General features: G+C 38.3%; 13 protein-coding genes and 1 pseudogene. All 14 read right to left on the bottom strand.

All coding sequences use genetic code 11. The features are described 5' to 3' along the window. Positions 1-80 precede the first annotated feature (80 nt). The 14 genes and pseudogenes from AO843_RS06620 to flhA all read right to left on the bottom strand — a co-directional run bounded on the left by AO843_RS06620 (position 81) and on the right by flhA (position 15486). The gene (locus AO843_RS06620; protein WP_054610335.1) at positions 81-1301 is read right to left on the bottom strand and encodes an amidohydrolase; all 1221 of its coding nucleotides are present in this window, start codon (positions 1299-1301) and stop codon (positions 81-83) included. Between the two features lie 27 nt (positions 1302-1328). After that, complete coding sequence (locus tag AO843_RS06615; RefSeq protein WP_054610334.1) at positions 1329-2552, bottom strand: amidohydrolase family protein; 1224 nt, start codon at positions 2550-2552, stop codon at positions 1329-1331. Between the two features lie 14 nt (positions 2553-2566). Continuing rightward, on the bottom strand, positions 2567-2965 hold the full coding sequence (locus tag AO843_RS06610) for a nucleoside deaminase (RefSeq protein WP_054610333.1): 399 nt from the start codon (positions 2963-2965) through the stop codon (positions 2567-2569). 39 nt (positions 2966-3004) lie between these two features. Continuing rightward, positions 3005-4414 (bottom strand): YfcC family protein, encoded by a 1410-nt coding sequence (locus tag AO843_RS06605; protein WP_054610332.1) that lies wholly within the window; start codon positions 4412-4414, stop codon positions 3005-3007. A 243-nt stretch (positions 4415-4657) separates the two neighbouring features. Continuing rightward, positions 4658-5868 (bottom strand): annotated as a pseudogene (locus AO843_RS06600) (amidohydrolase). 284 nt (positions 5869-6152) lie between these two features. Continuing rightward, a complete protein-coding gene (locus AO843_RS06595) occupies positions 6153-6524 on the bottom strand; it encodes a hypothetical protein (RefSeq protein ID WP_054610331.1) in 372 nt (123 codons plus the stop codon). Further along, positions 6524-7030, bottom strand: coding sequence for a chemotaxis protein CheD (locus tag AO843_RS06590; protein ID WP_054610330.1), 507 nt, complete (start codon positions 7028-7030; stop codon positions 6524-6526). The genes AO843_RS06595 and AO843_RS06590 overlap by 1 nt, the downstream gene beginning before the upstream one ends. Continuing rightward, positions 7030-7662 carry a chemotaxis protein CheC gene (locus AO843_RS06585; protein WP_008180732.1) on the bottom strand — a complete coding sequence of 211 codons (633 nt, stop codon included), beginning with the start codon at positions 7660-7662 and terminating at the stop codon, positions 7030-7032. Before AO843_RS06585 ends, AO843_RS06590 begins: the two co-directional genes overlap by 1 nt. A 9-nt stretch (positions 7663-7671) precedes the next feature. Continuing rightward, complete coding sequence (locus tag AO843_RS06580) at positions 7672-8118, bottom strand: chemotaxis protein CheW (RefSeq protein ID WP_008180734.1); 447 nt, start codon at positions 8116-8118, stop codon at positions 7672-7674. Between the two features lie 26 nt (positions 8119-8144). Next, positions 8145-10217, bottom strand: a complete 2073-nt coding sequence (locus tag AO843_RS06575) for a chemotaxis protein CheA (RefSeq protein WP_054610329.1) — start codon at positions 10215-10217, stop codon at positions 8145-8147. Between the two features lie 15 nt (positions 10218-10232). Further along, entirely contained in the window at positions 10233-11387 is a 1155-nt protein-coding gene (locus tag AO843_RS06570; RefSeq protein ID WP_082389402.1) for a protein-glutamate methylesterase/protein-glutamine glutaminase, read from the bottom strand. Next, positions 11388-12263, bottom strand: a complete 876-nt coding sequence (locus tag AO843_RS06565) for a MinD/ParA family protein (protein ID WP_054610328.1) — start codon at positions 12261-12263, stop codon at positions 11388-11390. Beyond that, positions 12260-13456: a flagellar biosynthesis protein FlhF gene (gene flhF, locus AO843_RS06560; RefSeq protein WP_054610327.1), complete on the bottom strand. Its 1197-nt coding sequence runs from the start codon at positions 13454-13456 to the stop codon at positions 12260-12262. Before flhF ends, AO843_RS06565 begins: the two co-directional genes overlap by 4 nt. After that, the gene (gene flhA, locus AO843_RS06555) at positions 13456-15486 is read right to left on the bottom strand and encodes a flagellar biosynthesis protein FlhA (protein ID WP_054610326.1); all 2031 of its coding nucleotides are present in this window, start codon (positions 15484-15486) and stop codon (positions 13456-13458) included. Before flhA ends, flhF begins: the two co-directional genes overlap by 1 nt. Positions 15487-15507: the final 21 nt, after the last annotated feature.

Here is a 15507-nt window from a genome sequence, read left to right as displayed (position 1 = left end):
ACCTTTTTCATCTCAAATACTAAAAATAGGATGGCTATTTTACTGAAGTGAAATAGTACCATCCCTTTAAAGATATTGCTTTAAATCAAACTAAAAACGACGTTGCCATTGAATATGGATACCTTACGTTGAGATCTGCGAGCAATCGCTTCAGCAGAGCAAGAAGCATCCACTAAAACTATATTTGCACTATCCCCCACTTTTGGCCACTGTTGCTCACCAGCTTGATTAAGTGGCGTTTTACCACCTGTAATAAAATGTAAGGTTTGGGCTAATGAGTGCTCATCTCTCCACCCTAAGCTGGTAGCTAAACGGCCCGCTCTTTCTAAAAGATCACCGTTCCCAAATGGTGACCAAACATCAAAAATATTATCACAACCGATTGCAACTGGCACCCCTTTGCTGTGTAATAATCCAACTGGAGGAAATTTTCTACGAATTGGCACACTTGTCACAATAGTAATTCCTGCATCACTTAATATGTCAGCCATTTCTTCAGCTTCAGATCGTGAAACATCGCCTAGCCCAAATGCATGGCTTATTGCTACCTTACCTTGCAGACCAGCCTCCTTTGTTAATTGAGCTAATCTTTTCATGGTAAAGGTACCTAATTGATCTGGATCATGTAAATGCAGATCTATCCCAGCATTCCCCTCTATAGCGAGTTCCACCATTTGTTGTAAGGAAGCCTCAATATCCCCGTCAACAGTAGCTGGATCAACACCACCTACAAAGCCTACGCCCATGCGAAGCGCCTCTCTTACTATATTTGCTGCCTTTGTTCGCAATAGCCCGTGCTGTGGAAAGGCTACGATTTCATATGACAACTGGCCTTCAAAAGTTCGTAAAGCTTTTTGAACTTCCTCTAAATTTTTTAAACCTACCTCGGGATACAGATCTACATGGGTTCGAACATGGGTAACCCCAGACTGTACATAACGTGCAAGTAATTCTTCAGCACGTTGTTGTGTTGTGGTGTGTAAAGTAGGAAGTACCTCTTTTTCAATATCAAGGCGTTCGAAAATATTGTTAACAGATGTGACCGCACGCCATTGATCACCTAAAAGTGTTTTATCCAAATGACAATGTTTTTCAATGAAAGAAGGTAGCGCTAATAGTTGCTTCATATCTTTTTTTGGGAAATCATCATTCAATTGAATTTCAGCAGAAACGATGTCTGCAATTTTTCCATCTTTGATTAAGAGATGTGAGCAAGACGTATTGGTATGTGCAACCATACCGTTTTCGAAATGATAACCTGTTTCAAGTCGTACATTTGTTAGCCAAAAAGTAGCTTGCATTTTAAATGGTTCCTTTCTTTCTCAATATTAAAGTTCACCAGAAACTATATTGCCTTTAAAGAGCACTGCAACCCTTCTCGCTCTTCTCGCTACTGCTTCTGCAGAACAAGTTGCTTCAACAAAAACAACATTTGCTTCATCTCCAACATTCGGCCATATTTGTTGACCTTCCTTGTTTAGAGGTGTAATGCCTCCCGTAATATATTTTAGGCTTTGACCAAGTGAACGTTCATCACTTAAACCAAAACGTTCGGCGAGCGTTCCTGCCTTTTCTAGACTATCTCCTTGACCGAACGGAGACCAATGATCGGTAATACTATCATCACCAAGAGATATTTTTACCCCTTTATGATCTAAGAGAGGGATAGGTATGGTGTGTTCAATTGGCACAGAGGAGGTAATAGCTATGCCAAGATGTGCTAGTAATTCCGCTACTTCACTCGCTTCAATAGTAGGAACATCTGCAAGGGCCATCGCATGACTAATTGTCACTCTTCCTTGCCAACCTGCTTCTTCCGTTAACGCTGCTAATCGCTTAAAAGTAAAAATACCGAGGTGACCAGGATCATGAATATGGAGATCAATGTTTGCATTTGCTTCCACCGCTAATTCCATCACCGTTTGTAATGATTTCTCAATGTTCTCATCGATTGTTGCTGGATCAACACCTCCAACTAAAGAAGCCCCATTACGCAATGCTTCTCTTACCAAAGAAACCGAATCACTACGTAATAGCCCATGTTGTGGGAATGCTACAATCTCTATAACAGCTTTTTCTTTGTAAGCCTCTTTGGCCTTTAAGACTGCTTCTAGATTTTTCAAACCGATAAATGGATCGATATTACAATGCGTACGAATATGTGTTGAGCCGGCACTTAATAGTAGATCTAATAGTTTTTTCGCTCTTTCCTCTGCAACAGGCAATAAACTAGGGAGGAGTACCTCTTCCTCTTTTAATCTTGTTATAAGGCCCTCTGTTGGAATGGTAGGTGCCTTCCATGGTCCACCAAAATATGTTTTATCAATATGAATATGCATATCTCTAAAAGATGGTAGCATTAGATAGCTTTGCGCATTTCGTTGAGGTAAATCCGTCTCAAACGGCTGATTCCCACTTATAATTTGCTTGATTTTTCCGTTTTCGATTTGTACATTAAAAAGCTCTGTTTCTGTTCCTATCACAGTATCGTGATCGTAATGAAAACCTGTTTCTAATCGTACATTTGTTAACCAGTATGCCGATGGTGCCATTATTTGAACCTCCTTTATTTTTCTTCAAGTTGTACCATCTGAATATCCCTATCTTGATGTGGTAAAGACAGTTGGTGATAGACATAATCTTGGCTAGGATTACTAGCATGAAAATAATAAACTGTTGATATTTTTGAATAATAGATTGCACTTAAACACATGGAACACGGTTCTGTACTTGCATACATCTCACAGCCTTCTAGACTAGTTGTTTGCAAAGTATGGCAAGCTTGACGAATAGCTTGAATCTCCGCGTGATTCGTCAAATCGTTAGTTATAGCAACCTCATTAACACCAGAACCAATAATTTGCCCATTTTTAACCACAAGGGCTCCAAATGGTGCCCCGTGTTGTGAAATAGCATTTTCATTAGCTAAATCAAGCGCTTTTCTCATAAAATCATGCTGTTTCATATCCTATTCCCTCCTAAAAAATTGCGGGTGTATATTGATTTAAAACGGACCATAATTGATAAAATGCGCAACGATGACGGCAGTTAAACCTATGATGATTTGAATGGCAACCAGTGGCCAAATCCATTTCAACCAACGTACCCATGGAATACCCGCTAAGGCAAGTGCCGCCATGAGTGGTCCATTGGTTGGGAAGATAATATTCCCAATGGCATCCCCCATCGAGAAGCTAAGCACAGCTGTCTGACGCGTTACCCCCACAAGATCAGCCAGTGGTGCCATAATTGGCATTGTTAAGGCTGCTTGTCCACTACCAGAAGGTACAAAAAAGTGAAGGATAAACTGTAAAATGTACATGCCCGCAGCGCTTAGTACAGGTGGGAAATGGTGGATTAAGGACGAGGCATGGAATAATAATGTATCAATAACATGGCCATCTGTTAACACCACAACAATCGCTCTAGCTACACCGATGATTAACGCCCCTGAAAGAATGCCACCTGAACCTTGTATAAATGCATTTACTGCTTGGTTAGCAGAAAGTTTTCCCGCAAAAGCAATGACGATTGCAAGCAATGTAAAAATCCCAGCAATCTCAGTAATATACCAACTGAACTTAATAACACCGATGATTAACACAATAAAGTTTACTAGGAAACATCCTAGCACAATCTTGTGCGTAGTGCTCAATTGGACATTACCTGTATCTTCTAATTTGCCATACTTTCCTTCTGGAAAAAAACCTTTAGCAGGATCTCGTTTTACTTTTAACGCATAGCGTTGAATGTACCAAACAGAAATCAAATACGTAATTATAAACAATACAATACGGTAACCAATTCCTGAAAAAGGTGGTAATTGTGCAATCCCTTGTGCAATTCCGACTGTAAATGGATTCAAAACTGCTGTCATAAATCCTACAGATGCACCGACCAATACAATAGCTGCTCCTGTAATGGCATCAAAACCTAGTGCAATGGCAATTGGCACTAAAATACCAATATAAGCCAGTGTTTCCTCAGCCATGCCAATGAGTGTTCCTGCGAGTGCAAAAAACAGCATAATAATTGGAATCAACCATTTTTCTTTTTTAGCAAATTTCCGTGAGGCTGTGGCAATCAATGCCTCAACCGCCCCAGTTGCTGATAATACCCCTAGTGTTCCACCAATAATTAAGACAAAAAAGATGATAGGAGCTGAATCAACCATACCTGTATGAATAGACGAAATGAGGCCCATCAAACTAATTGGTGACGATTCAATCGCATGATACGTATCTGGTACCACGACACTTCTGCCATCCACCTCTGATCGTGTATATTCACCAGTCGGTACAATATAGGTAATGATCGTTGCAATTACTAGCATAGATAAAATCAGAACAAAAACATTTATATCTCTTTTTTTCTTTTTTTTATTTTGAAGGTCATTGGACTGTACTGTCGTCATAACTCCACTTTCTCCCCTTTGCTCGCTAAGCTTTTCTAAGTTGAATTAAAATCATTTGAGTAAAAATCTATCGATTGGCACATAGAGTGATGTATAGCTGAACCTCTCAAACGTTTCTCTAATACTCAAAAACAAGTGAATATAAAAACTAGAAACTAAATGGTTCTTCTTGCTGCCAAACCTTTGATAGAAAGATAGTATAGTCGTCTGATTACCAGAAAATTCTGTATTTTATTCAAATACTTAATCTAAGGTTCCTGCCACAATATTTCCTTGAAAGAAGACTGCAATTCGTTGAGCCCGTCGAGCAATGGCTTCTGCAGCACAGCTGGCATCCACTAATACCATGTTGTCTTCATGACCTAGCAGGGGCCACTTTCTTTTACCTTCACTATCTAACAACGTTATCCCCTTCGTAATAAAATCTAATGATTGATCTAAAGCATATTCATCTGTTAAATGAAATCGATTGGCCAAACGCCCCACTCGCTCAAGCAAATCACCATTACCAAAAGGTCTCCAAGCATCATAGATATTATCGCTACCCACCGCGACTTTTACCCATTTTCTCTTTCACAATGGAACTGGTGGCATGGCAATATTATATTGGACAGCAGTGGTAATCGAAATGCCCGCTTCTGCTAAAATATCTGCTACTTCTTCCGCTTCATCTAATGGAATTTCCCCTCATGCAAAAGCATGACTAATGTTTACACGCCCTTGCTAGCCAGCATCAATTGTGAATGCTGCCAACCGTTTCATGGTATAGATACCTAAATAGTCTCTATCATGGAGATGATATCTACACTTGCATTCGCCTCTACGGCTAAATCCATCATCTGGAATAGTGATTCTTCAATATTGCCATCAATCGTCGCTGGATCAACACCACCGACTATTTCTGTTCCAAGGTGTAAGGCTTCCCTCACCAATTTCTTTGATTTTGTTCTTAAATGGACATGCTGTGGGAATGCAACCATTTCACCAGAGAGTTTCCCAGAGAAATTATTGAATGCTTGCAAAATCCCTATCACTTTCTCAAGTCCAATTTCAGGATATATATCTACATGTGTTCGAATATGTGTAGAACCATTCAATAATAATTTATCCAATAAAAGCATTGCCCGTTTTTCAGTAGTCATCTCTAATGTTGTTAAAATATGCTGTTCCAATGCACATTGGTCAACAATCAATTCTTCCTGATTTATAGCAACCCAAGGATTACCCATGAATGTTTTATCCAGATGAACATGTTTTTCAAGAAAACTCGGCATAAGTAATTTCACTTTTCCGTCAATTGTAGTGATACTGGTATAGAATGGTTGATCTGCTGATATGATTTTAGCTATGATCCCCTCTTTAATGAAAAGATGACAAAGCACTGTTTTTGTTCCGACAATGTGATCATAGCTCTTTTCAAGAAGCACATTCATTAACCAATACTCTTGCTTCATCACCATTCCTCATATGAGACTATTTTGCACATGTAAGCCCTTCTTTTACCTTTTCACCCTTTTCTTCTTATGGACTTCTAGGACAAGCCATTCGTTATGGACCACACAAGTATTTCAGTGATTTGTAGTTTTCTGAATAATAGCTTTTTCCTTTGTACAAATATGCTAACACGAAGACTTCTATATGAATAATATAAAAAAAATAAATTTTACTTAAGTTTTTCATATAATAAGATTCCCGAAATGACCAAATAAAAAAGAGCCGCTCATGGCGACTCCCTGTTTTAAGCATTCACTTGTTGTTCTTCTTCTCTATTCATCATCGTTCGGACTACTTGTGCAATTTCCTCTGAGTTCTCATCTTGAAATTCAACAGTTGAATTAGCCGTTGTTCCTTCTTGATTCGTTCCTTCAGGAGCACTTTGTTCATTTTCTACTATTTCATCTTCAACTGCTTCCTCATCCACCTCAGGCGTATATAAAATGTAAGCAATTAATAAACGTACGATATACATCACAAAGAATACGATGATTGCAGTAACAAAAGATCCGATAATGATTCGTAGGGGCGTATAAGGCTTTTGAAATGTACTAAAAAAATAAATAGTAAAGGCCATTAATGCTCCCCATAGGTTATAAAATATGGAACCAAACATTAGATTTCGCTCACTCCTTGGTTAACTGTTCGAATATGTAATAACGATGTGGCAGGATTAAATTCAATCGTTCTACCACTATTTCCACCAGTATCCTCGGCTACTAAAGGAATTCCATGTCTTTTCAATTCATTTTTGACAGCTTCTACATTACGAGGACCGATGCGCATCGAATCTTTATCTGAAGTAAATTGAAACATCTGTGCGCCCCCAGCAATTTTCGCCTTTAATTTAAATTTTTGAACGCCCTCTAATTTCAATAGATCAATCATTGCTGCTATTCCCGTATCTGCAAATTTTGCCACATTGATCGACTCAGATCTCCCTAAGCTTGAATCTGGTAGCATCACATGGATTAAACCAGCAATTTTTTTTGACTCATCATATAAAATAACGCCAACACAAGAACCCAGACCAGAAGTTCGAATTGTGTTAGGTAGCTTTACTACATCCATTTGTGCAATTCCCACTTTAATCACTTGCCCACTACTACTGCTTAGTATCATTAGGAAACCCCTAATGCTTTAAAAATAGCATCAAATGAGTCGGGATCTGGTAGTAGGAAGAAATGACCTCTCACAGTTTCATGGTCTTCTACACCTTCTTCAAAAATGGATGTATTTATGACAATAACATTATCACTCACATGTGATAATTCTATTAAACCAATACTAATAATTGCACCAAACATATCCACACTTAGCCCAGGCACAGTCGGATAAATTTTCAAATTGGTAAAGTCCGATAAGGCAGATAAATAGGAACCTGATAAAATATTCCCCATTTCTTGCATGGCTGATAATCCTAGCTCTGAAACAGGTCGCTTTTTAAAATCAAATGTTTCATCGTAAATAAGACGACGGATAAAACGGTTTGCTTGTTCAATCGGTAGTATAAAGAACATACTTCCTTCTGCATCACCTTCAATGCGAAGGTAAATACCAACGACCACGTTTTCTGATCCGCCAGCCAATTCCATCATATCGTTAAAGGATACCATTTCTACCTTTGGAACACGCATATCAATTTTTTTCCCAAGTAAATTGGAAAGTGCTGTCGCGGCATGCGCAGCACCTATGTTTCCAATTTCTTTTAATACATCTAAATGTAGTGAGGTAATCTTTTGATTAAATGTCATGATCGATCCCTACTTTAGTGGATTTAATACTTTTTCTAAATGTAATAAGATTAATAATCGTTTCTCAACTTTAGCAACACCTGAAATAAATTCTTCCTCAAGTGAGCCAACGACTTCTGGTTGTGGTTCAATTGCACTTGCAGGAATATCAATTACGTCGTTCGCTGAATCTACAACAAAGCCTACTTCCATATCTTCTAGCGAGATAATGATAATGCGTGTTGTTTCCTCATGTTCTGAAATAGGTAATTCAAAGCGTTCACGTAAATCTACAATCGGCGTTACTACACCGCGAAGATTGATAACGCCTTTCACATATTTCGCCGTTTTCGGTACGCGCGTGATATGCATTAGCTTTTCTATCCCTTGAACATGAGACACCGGGATAGCATATTCTTTATTGGCTAGTTGAAATACAATTACTTTAATACTTTCTTGTTCCACTGCGTTTGTCATCTTTTACACCTCTCTTATTCATTCACCTATTTTATTAATGCGTTACAATCCACAATTAAGGCTACTTTACCGTTTCCTAAAATAGTTGCACCTGAAATGGCAAAGATATTTGTTAAGTAATTTCCTAATGACTTCAAGACAATTTCTTGTTGACCAATGAAGGAATCCACAACTAAACCAGCAAGCTTTTCACCTTTGCGAACAATAACTACTGAATGGAATTCCTCATCCTGTGGCTCTGTACGAGGTACTTCAAAGATTTCCTCTAAGAATACCAATGGTACAACCTTGCCACGGAAGTCGATTACTTTTTGATTATGCGCATTCATAATCTCTGATGAACGGATAATAGATGTTTCAATAATAGACGATAATGGAATAGCATAAATTTCTTTTTCAATCTCCACAAGCATTACAGAAATTATTGATAATGTTAGTGGTAATTGGATAGAGAAGATGGATCCAACATCTTGTGTCGATTCAATTGAAATATTACCACCAAGTGATTCAATCGTTGTTTTCACAACATCCAATCCTACCCCTCGGCCAGAAACATCAGAAATGACATCGGCAGTCGAGAATCCTGAAGCTAAAATAAGCTCATTAATTTGATTATCAGACATTGAATAAGACTGTTCTTGTGTAACAATACCTTTTGAAATAGCTTTCGCCAGTACTTTATCACGATTAATTCCTGCACCATCATCTTCAATTTCGATAAAGACGTAGTTTCCACTATGGTAAGCACGTAGTACAACTGTTCCTTCTTCTGGCTTACCTTTTGCACGACGAGCTGTAGGATTCTCAATTCCGTGATCCACAGAATTTCGGATTAAGTGTACAAGTGGATCACCAATTTCATCGATAACCGTACGATCTAGTTCAGTTTCAGCACCAATGATTTCAAGGTTAATTTTCTTGTTTAAATCTCGTGATAGCTGACGAATCATTTTAGGGAAGCGGTTGAACACTGTTTCAACTGGCACCATTCGCATTGTTAAAATTATTGTTTGCAGGTCACCCATTACACGGCTCATTCGCTCCACAGTTTCATTTAGCTCACCATGATTTACTTCTGTAGCGATAGATTGTAGTCGACCACGGTCAATAACAAGTTCTTCAAACAAGTTCATTAAAATATCAAGACGTTCAATATTTACACGAATTGTTTTATTCCCTACAGGCGCGTGATTTTTTTCAGTCTTTGCAGGTGCTGCTGTTTTTGCAGGTTGCGCGACTGGTTCTACTTTAGCAGGTACAGCAGCAGATGTAGATTCTACTTCAGCCAACACAGTTGCAGTTGCAGCCACTTCTTGTTGTACTTCATATTCTCTTTCACTGAATTTCTTTTGGTCGATTGTTGTTACGATAACTTCTTCAACCTCAGAAACTTTCATTATCTTTTTCTGCATATCTTCCGCAGATTCTTTTGTAACATATGCTACATAAAACTGTTGATCAAATTGTTCATCTTCAAGCTTTTCAACAGATGGACTAGATTTAATAACTTCTCCATCTTTTTCTAAAATCTCAAACACCATAAATACACGCGCAGCCTTTAAGAGACAATCTTCACGTAATTTTACTGAAATTTCGTAAGCTTGGAAACCTTGTTCCGACGATTGTGTGATAACTGTTTGTTCAAAGCTATCATATTCTAAAACACTTTCTACAGCTGATACTGCAACTGTTGCAACCACCTCAGGTGCTACTGCTTCTTCGCCTAATTCAATGCGCTTAAGTTGTGCAACTGTTGCCGACACGTCACGCTTGCCGTCTCCACCGTTTGCAATATCCATGACCATTTCTTCCAGATGGTCAACAGATTCAAAGACCACATCCAAAATTTCAGGTGTTACATGGATTTTTTCGTTACGAATGGCATCTAAAACATTCTCCATTTTATGCGTTAAATCTGCTAAATCTTCAAAACCCATTGTGGCAGACATACCTTTTAAAGTGTGGGCAGAGCGGAATATTTCCCCAACAATTGCCAAATCATCTGGATTTTTTTCTAGTTCTAATAAATGTTCACTACATGCTTGTAAATGCTCTTTACTTTCTTCGATAAACATCTCTAAATATTGATTGACTTCCATAAGAGGACACCCCTTTTAAGGCAAATATTTCATTATTGTTAGTGCTATATCATCTACATCGGCAACTTCATCAATTAGTTGCGTTTCTACCGCTGCTTTTGGCATACCATATACAATGCAAGTTTCTGCTGACTCAGCAATAGCAATGACATTACCGGTCTTTTTTAATGCTTTTAGTCCATTCGAACCATCATGCCCCATACCTGTCATAATCACTGCTACTTTATCAAAATCTTTATATTGACTAACATTTTCAAACATCACATCTACAGATGGTCTATGGCCTGATCTCGGTGCTTCTTGGTTATCCAGAACAATGCCAAACGTTGTCCCTACTTTTCTAAGTTTTAAATGATAACCACCTGGGGCAATATAGGCCACACCATTTTGTAAAATATCGCCTTGTTCAGCCTCCTTAACAACAATTTCACTCAGCTGATCGAGACGACTAGCAAGTGATTTCGTAAAACCAGCAGGCATATGCTGAACAATGAGGATAGGAGCCTGAATAGACTTAGGAATTTTCGTTATGACCTCCTGAAGCGCACGAGGCCCTCCTGTAGATGTACCAATTAGTACAATTTTTTTCCCTACTTTACTCCATTCAATATGCGGCTTCGTTATAGCTACTTTAGTAGCAGCGGCATTCATAAGAATAGGTATTTGTCCTTGTTGTTGTAAATCCTTTATTACAGTACTCGCTTTTGTCACCGGTTCTTGTTGTCGTTTTCTACCAGAAGGTTTTTTCAATTTGGATATTGGTACCATTGCCGCTTGCTCTACTTTGTGAACAAGCTCATTATGGATTTTATGTAAATCAAGAGATATTGTTCCGCTTGGCTTTGCGACAAAATCTACAGCACCACTCTCAATTGCTGCTATAGCATTTTCTGTTCCACGCTGAGTGGTACTAGAGAGCATAACTACAGGAACTGGACATTGTATCATTATTTCTTTTAAAGCCTCTAGCCCATTCATTTCAGGCATCTCAATATCCATTGTCACAACTGTTGGCTTCAATGATTGTATCTTTTTGATTGCATCTTTTCCATTACGCGCAGTTCCAACTACTTCCACCTTCGAGTTGCCAACAAAAAAGTCACTAATTAGCTTTCTCATAAAAGCAGAATCATCTACAACTAATAGCTTGCTTTTATGTAAAAAGTCCAATTAATCACGCCCTTTCGAAAAAATACTTCTTAGTTTCGTTAAAAACTTCCTCGCTGTCTGGTCATGTGCATGTATTTCCTCTGCACGGTGCTCCATAAAACGAACCACTATGAGTTGCAATGTCTTAGAAATCAGTGCGTCTGGGTAAGCAAGTGAAAATGGGACTTGCTCACGCACGGCCTTACGCACAACTGGATCTTCGGGTAATGAACCGAGTATCGTGACTTCTTTGTCTAAAAAACGTTTCATTGTTAACTTTAAACGGTCATTTGTTTCCATGCCTTCTTCTTTACTAAATGCTCGGTTACAAAGGATATAAAATTGCTTATCAGCATCTCGCACATGAATATATTTCATCATAGAATAAGCATCCGTAATTGCGGTAGGCTCTGCGGTTGAAATAACGATAATTTCATCAATTGACGTAAGTAAATCCAACGACCAATTTGTCGCCCCTGCTCCCATATCAAATAAAATATAATCATAGTTTTTCTGAAGCTGTTCAAATGCATAAATTAGCTGCTCAAACATCATTTCTGACCAATTAAATACACTCGTCATACCCGATCCACCTGAAATATACCTTAAACCATAGGGCCCTTCAAATATTACCTCTTCTAGTAGTTTATTTCCTTCTAAATAATCTTTCAAACTATTGGAAGCATTTTTCCCAATTAAAATATTGATATTTCCCATCCCAATATCCATATCTACAACGACAACTTTTTTCCCCTTTTGGGCCAAGGATATGGCAAAGTTCATCGTGAAGTTACTTTTACCAACTCCACCTTTGCCACTAACCACTGCAATTGCTCTACCTAGTTCTCCTTGCTGTCTCATCATTTTCAAGCGTAATGTTTCAGCTTGGTCTCTCATTTTTCTTCACCTTGAAAAAACAAATTAAGTACTGCTTCTAAATCAGCTTCTTCAATATCTTCTGGTACTTCTTGACCATTCGTATAGTAAGCAAGTCCTTTATTATATTTAATCATTAAATTGATCATTGTGCCAATAGAATTTGTTTCATCAATTTTTGTGAAAATGAATTTTTCAATTGGTAACTGATTAAATTGGTCGATGATGTTCGCCATATCCTTTTCTTTCGTTGTCATCGCAAGTACTAAAAAGGATTCGGCTTGATCATCAAATTTTATGAGACGTTGGAGATCATCCACATACTTGACTTCTTTATAATTTCGACCAGCTGTATCGATAAACACCAAATCTAAATGCGATAATCTTTGGATAGCTTGTTCAAAATCTGTTGCATTGTAAGCAATTTCAACAGGAGCCTGTAAAAGGCCAGCATATGTTTTGAGCTGTTCTATTGCTGCAATTCGATAAGTATCCGTCGTAATAAAACCAATTTTTTTCTTCTTTTCCAAAACAGCTCTAGCTGCCATTTTGGCGATTGTCGTTGTTTTTCCAACACCGGTAGGACCTAATACGTTGATATATTTTCTTTCATAGGATAAACCTCCAATAGGCATGCCTTCTAATCTCTTACGTAGTAAATTTTTCGTTACCATTTTACATTGCGAGAAATTTATTTCTGACGCTTCTTTGAAATGCATAAAAAGCTCATCACCTATCGTTGTGATGAGCTCTTCACTTAGCTCTTGCTGTCTTAAGTATTCAATGAAGGGTAAGAGTTCATCGGGATATTGAGCTTGGGTAGTCTTTTTATGCATCGATTGCATTAAAGATTTTAAATCTGCAATTTCCTTCCTCAGTTCTTCAGAAATGCCGTTGTTCTCATGTATAACTGCATCTTGCAATGGTTGATCTTGATGAATTTTTGTTTGAATAGCATTCGTAATCTCTTGTAACCTTGCATTTTCTTTAGTTGCGATAGGCAATGCTACAGGTGTTGATGCTGGAGCCACTTGACTTGGCTCCATTGCATCCACTCCTGCAACTACTTCAAAACTTTTCTTTTTAATCATACCGAAAAATTTCTTTGTGATGACTACTTTAGAATTCAAAATGACAGCGTCCTCACCTAGTTCTGCTCGCACTTGCTTCATAGCCTCTGGTATGGAAGATGCATAATATTTTCTCATTTTCATTAAACATTCACCACTCCAACACTTTGAATTTCAATCGAAGCATCCAATTCATTATAAGAAAGAACTGGAATTTGCGGGAAATAACGCTCCGTTAGTTGGCGTAAATACATACGAACTGCTGGAGAACATAAAATAATAGCCGATTGTTCCATAAAGGACACACGCTCTATTTCTGCCGCAATAGTCTCTAGTACCGTTTGGGAATCCTGAGGATCCATTGCTAAATAATTTCCGTGATCCGTTTGCTGAATACTATCAGCAATCATTTTTTCTACTTTTCCTGAAACTGTAATAACTTTTAAAGCCGAACTATCGCCTACATACTGGGCAGTAATTTGGCGCGCCAATGATTGACGAACATACTCAGTTAAGATATCTGTATCACTTGTTAACTTAGCATAGTCTGCTAGTGTTTCAAAAATAATTGGTAGATTACGAACAGAAACATTTTCTCGAAGAAGCTTACCAAGTACCTTTTGGATTTCTCCAGTAGATAGAGGTGTCGGTGTCAATTCTTCTACTAAAATTGGATGCGTTTCACGTAAGTGATCAATTAACTGCTTCGTCTCTTGACGACCTAATAACTCGTGAGCATTGGCACGAATAATTTCAGTTAAATGTGTTGATACCACACTAGGTGGGTCAACTACCGTGTAACCATACATTTCTGCATCTTCTTTTACTTGCTCAGTAATCCATTTAGCTGGTAATCCAAATGATGGCTCTACTGTATCAATACCTTCAATGGAATCATCGTCACCTGGGCTCATAGCTAAATAATGATCTAGTAAAAGTTCACCTTTTGCCATTTCGTTCCCTTTTATTTTTATTCGATATTCATTTGGTTGAAGTTGAATATTATCACGAATACGAACAACCGGGATGACAATTCCTAACTCTAGAGCTAGCTGTCGACGAATCATAATCACACGATCTAATAAATCTCCGCCTTGAGCAGCATCTACTAATGGAATTAATCCATAACCAAATTCAAATTCGATTGGGTCCACATTTAATAAATTCACAACATTTTCTGGGCTCTTCATGCCGTCTGTTGCCACTTCTTCTTCAATTTCAAGTAATTCCTCTTCATCCTCTGGTTTCTTACGTTCCATCATATAAGCCCCAACAACTAGCGAAAGACCTATTGGGAGTGTTACCCAGTTAGGGATTGGTGTAAATAACCCTAGTAATATAATGGTACCTCCAGCTACATAGAGTAACTTTGCTTGAGCAAATAATTGACCTGTAATATCCTGACCAAGACTTCCTTTAGAAGAGGCGCGTGTTACCACAATCCCTGTTGCTGTTGAAATAAGCAAGGCAGGTATTTGGGAAACAATACCATCCCCAACTGTTAGCTTAGAAAAATGGGTTGCTGCTTCGGCAAATGGAAGTCCCATTTGTACAACCCCGATGATGATTCCAAATAATAAGTTGATAATAACCATTACCATCGAGGCAATGGCATCCCCTTTTACGAATTTTGTGGCACCATCCATCGCTCCGTAGAAGTCCGCTTCTCCCGCTACTTTTTCACGTCGTTCGCGTGCTTCCTTTTCGGAAATAATTCCTGCATTTAGGTCAGCATCTATACTCATTTGTTTACCTGGCATCGCATCGAGTGTGAAACGAGCTGCTACTTCGGCTACCCGCTCTGCACCCTTTGTAATAACAATAAACTGAATTAACACAAGAATTAAAAAGACAACTAAACCTACTAGAATATTTCCCCCGACTACGAAATCACCAAAAGTTTCTACGACAGAGCCCGCGTCTCCATTTGCTAAGATTGCACGGGTTGTAGAAACACTCAGTCCTAATCGGAATAAGGTTAATAGTAAAATAACCGAAGGAAAAATAGAAAAGTCTAATGCTTCCTTCATACTCATTGCTGTTAGTAGTACAATTAATCCTAATGTAATATTAATGACAATTAAGAAACTTAACATCCACGGAGGAAGAGGGATGATGAGCATCGCAACGATTAAAATAACCGCACCTAAAACCCCAATATCGCGAACTTTCATTTGTGTCCCTCCTACTAAAAA

It is taken from the genome of Lysinibacillus sp. ZYM-1 (assembly GCF_001308875.1).
Taxonomy (GTDB): Bacteria; Bacillota; Bacilli; order Bacillales_A; family Planococcaceae; genus Lysinibacillus.
The sequence above is the reverse complement of the archived record's forward strand: the minus strand, read 5'-3'. Positions and strand labels throughout refer to the sequence as shown.

What these genes read in the sequence shown, in the direction of transcription:
- AO843_RS06620 (WP_054610335.1), bottom strand. Translation starts at nt 1,301, where the DNA reads ATGCAAGCTACTTTTTGGCTAACAAATGTACGACTTGAAACAGGTTAT.
- AO843_RS06615 (WP_054610334.1), bottom strand. Translation starts at nt 2,552, where the DNA reads ATGGCACCATCGGCATACTGGTTAACAAATGTACGATTAGAAACAGGT.
- AO843_RS06610 (WP_054610333.1), bottom strand. Translation starts at nt 2,965, where the DNA reads ATGAAACAGCATGATTTTATGAGAAAAGCGCTTGATTTAGCTAATGAA.
- AO843_RS06605 (WP_054610332.1), bottom strand. Translation starts at nt 4,414, where the DNA reads ATGACGACAGTACAGTCCAATGACCTTCAAAATAAAAAAAAGAAAAAA.
- AO843_RS06595 (WP_054610331.1), bottom strand. Translation starts at nt 6,524, where the DNA reads ATGTTTGGTTCCATATTTTATAACCTATGGGGAGCATTAATGGCCTTT.
- AO843_RS06590 (WP_054610330.1), bottom strand. Translation starts at nt 7,030, where the DNA reads ATGATACTAAGCAGTAGTAGTGGGCAAGTGATTAAAGTGGGAATTGCA.
- AO843_RS06585 (WP_008180732.1), bottom strand. Translation starts at nt 7,662, where the DNA reads ATGACATTTAATCAAAAGATTACCTCACTACATTTAGATGTATTAAAA.
- AO843_RS06580 (WP_008180734.1), bottom strand. Translation starts at nt 8,118, where the DNA reads ATGACAAACGCAGTGGAACAAGAAAGTATTAAAGTAATTGTATTTCAA.
- AO843_RS06575 (WP_054610329.1), bottom strand. Translation starts at nt 10,217, where the DNA reads ATGGAAGTCAATCAATATTTAGAGATGTTTATCGAAGAAAGTAAAGAG.
- AO843_RS06565 (WP_054610328.1), bottom strand. Translation starts at nt 12,263, where the DNA reads ATGAGAGACCAAGCTGAAACATTACGCTTGAAAATGATGAGACAGCAA.
- flhF (WP_054610327.1), bottom strand. Translation starts at nt 13,456, where the DNA reads ATGAAAATGAGAAAATATTATGCATCTTCCATACCAGAGGCTATGAAG.
- flhA (WP_054610326.1), bottom strand. Translation starts at nt 15,486, where the DNA reads ATGAAAGTTCGCGATATTGGGGTTTTAGGTGCGGTTATTTTAATCGTT.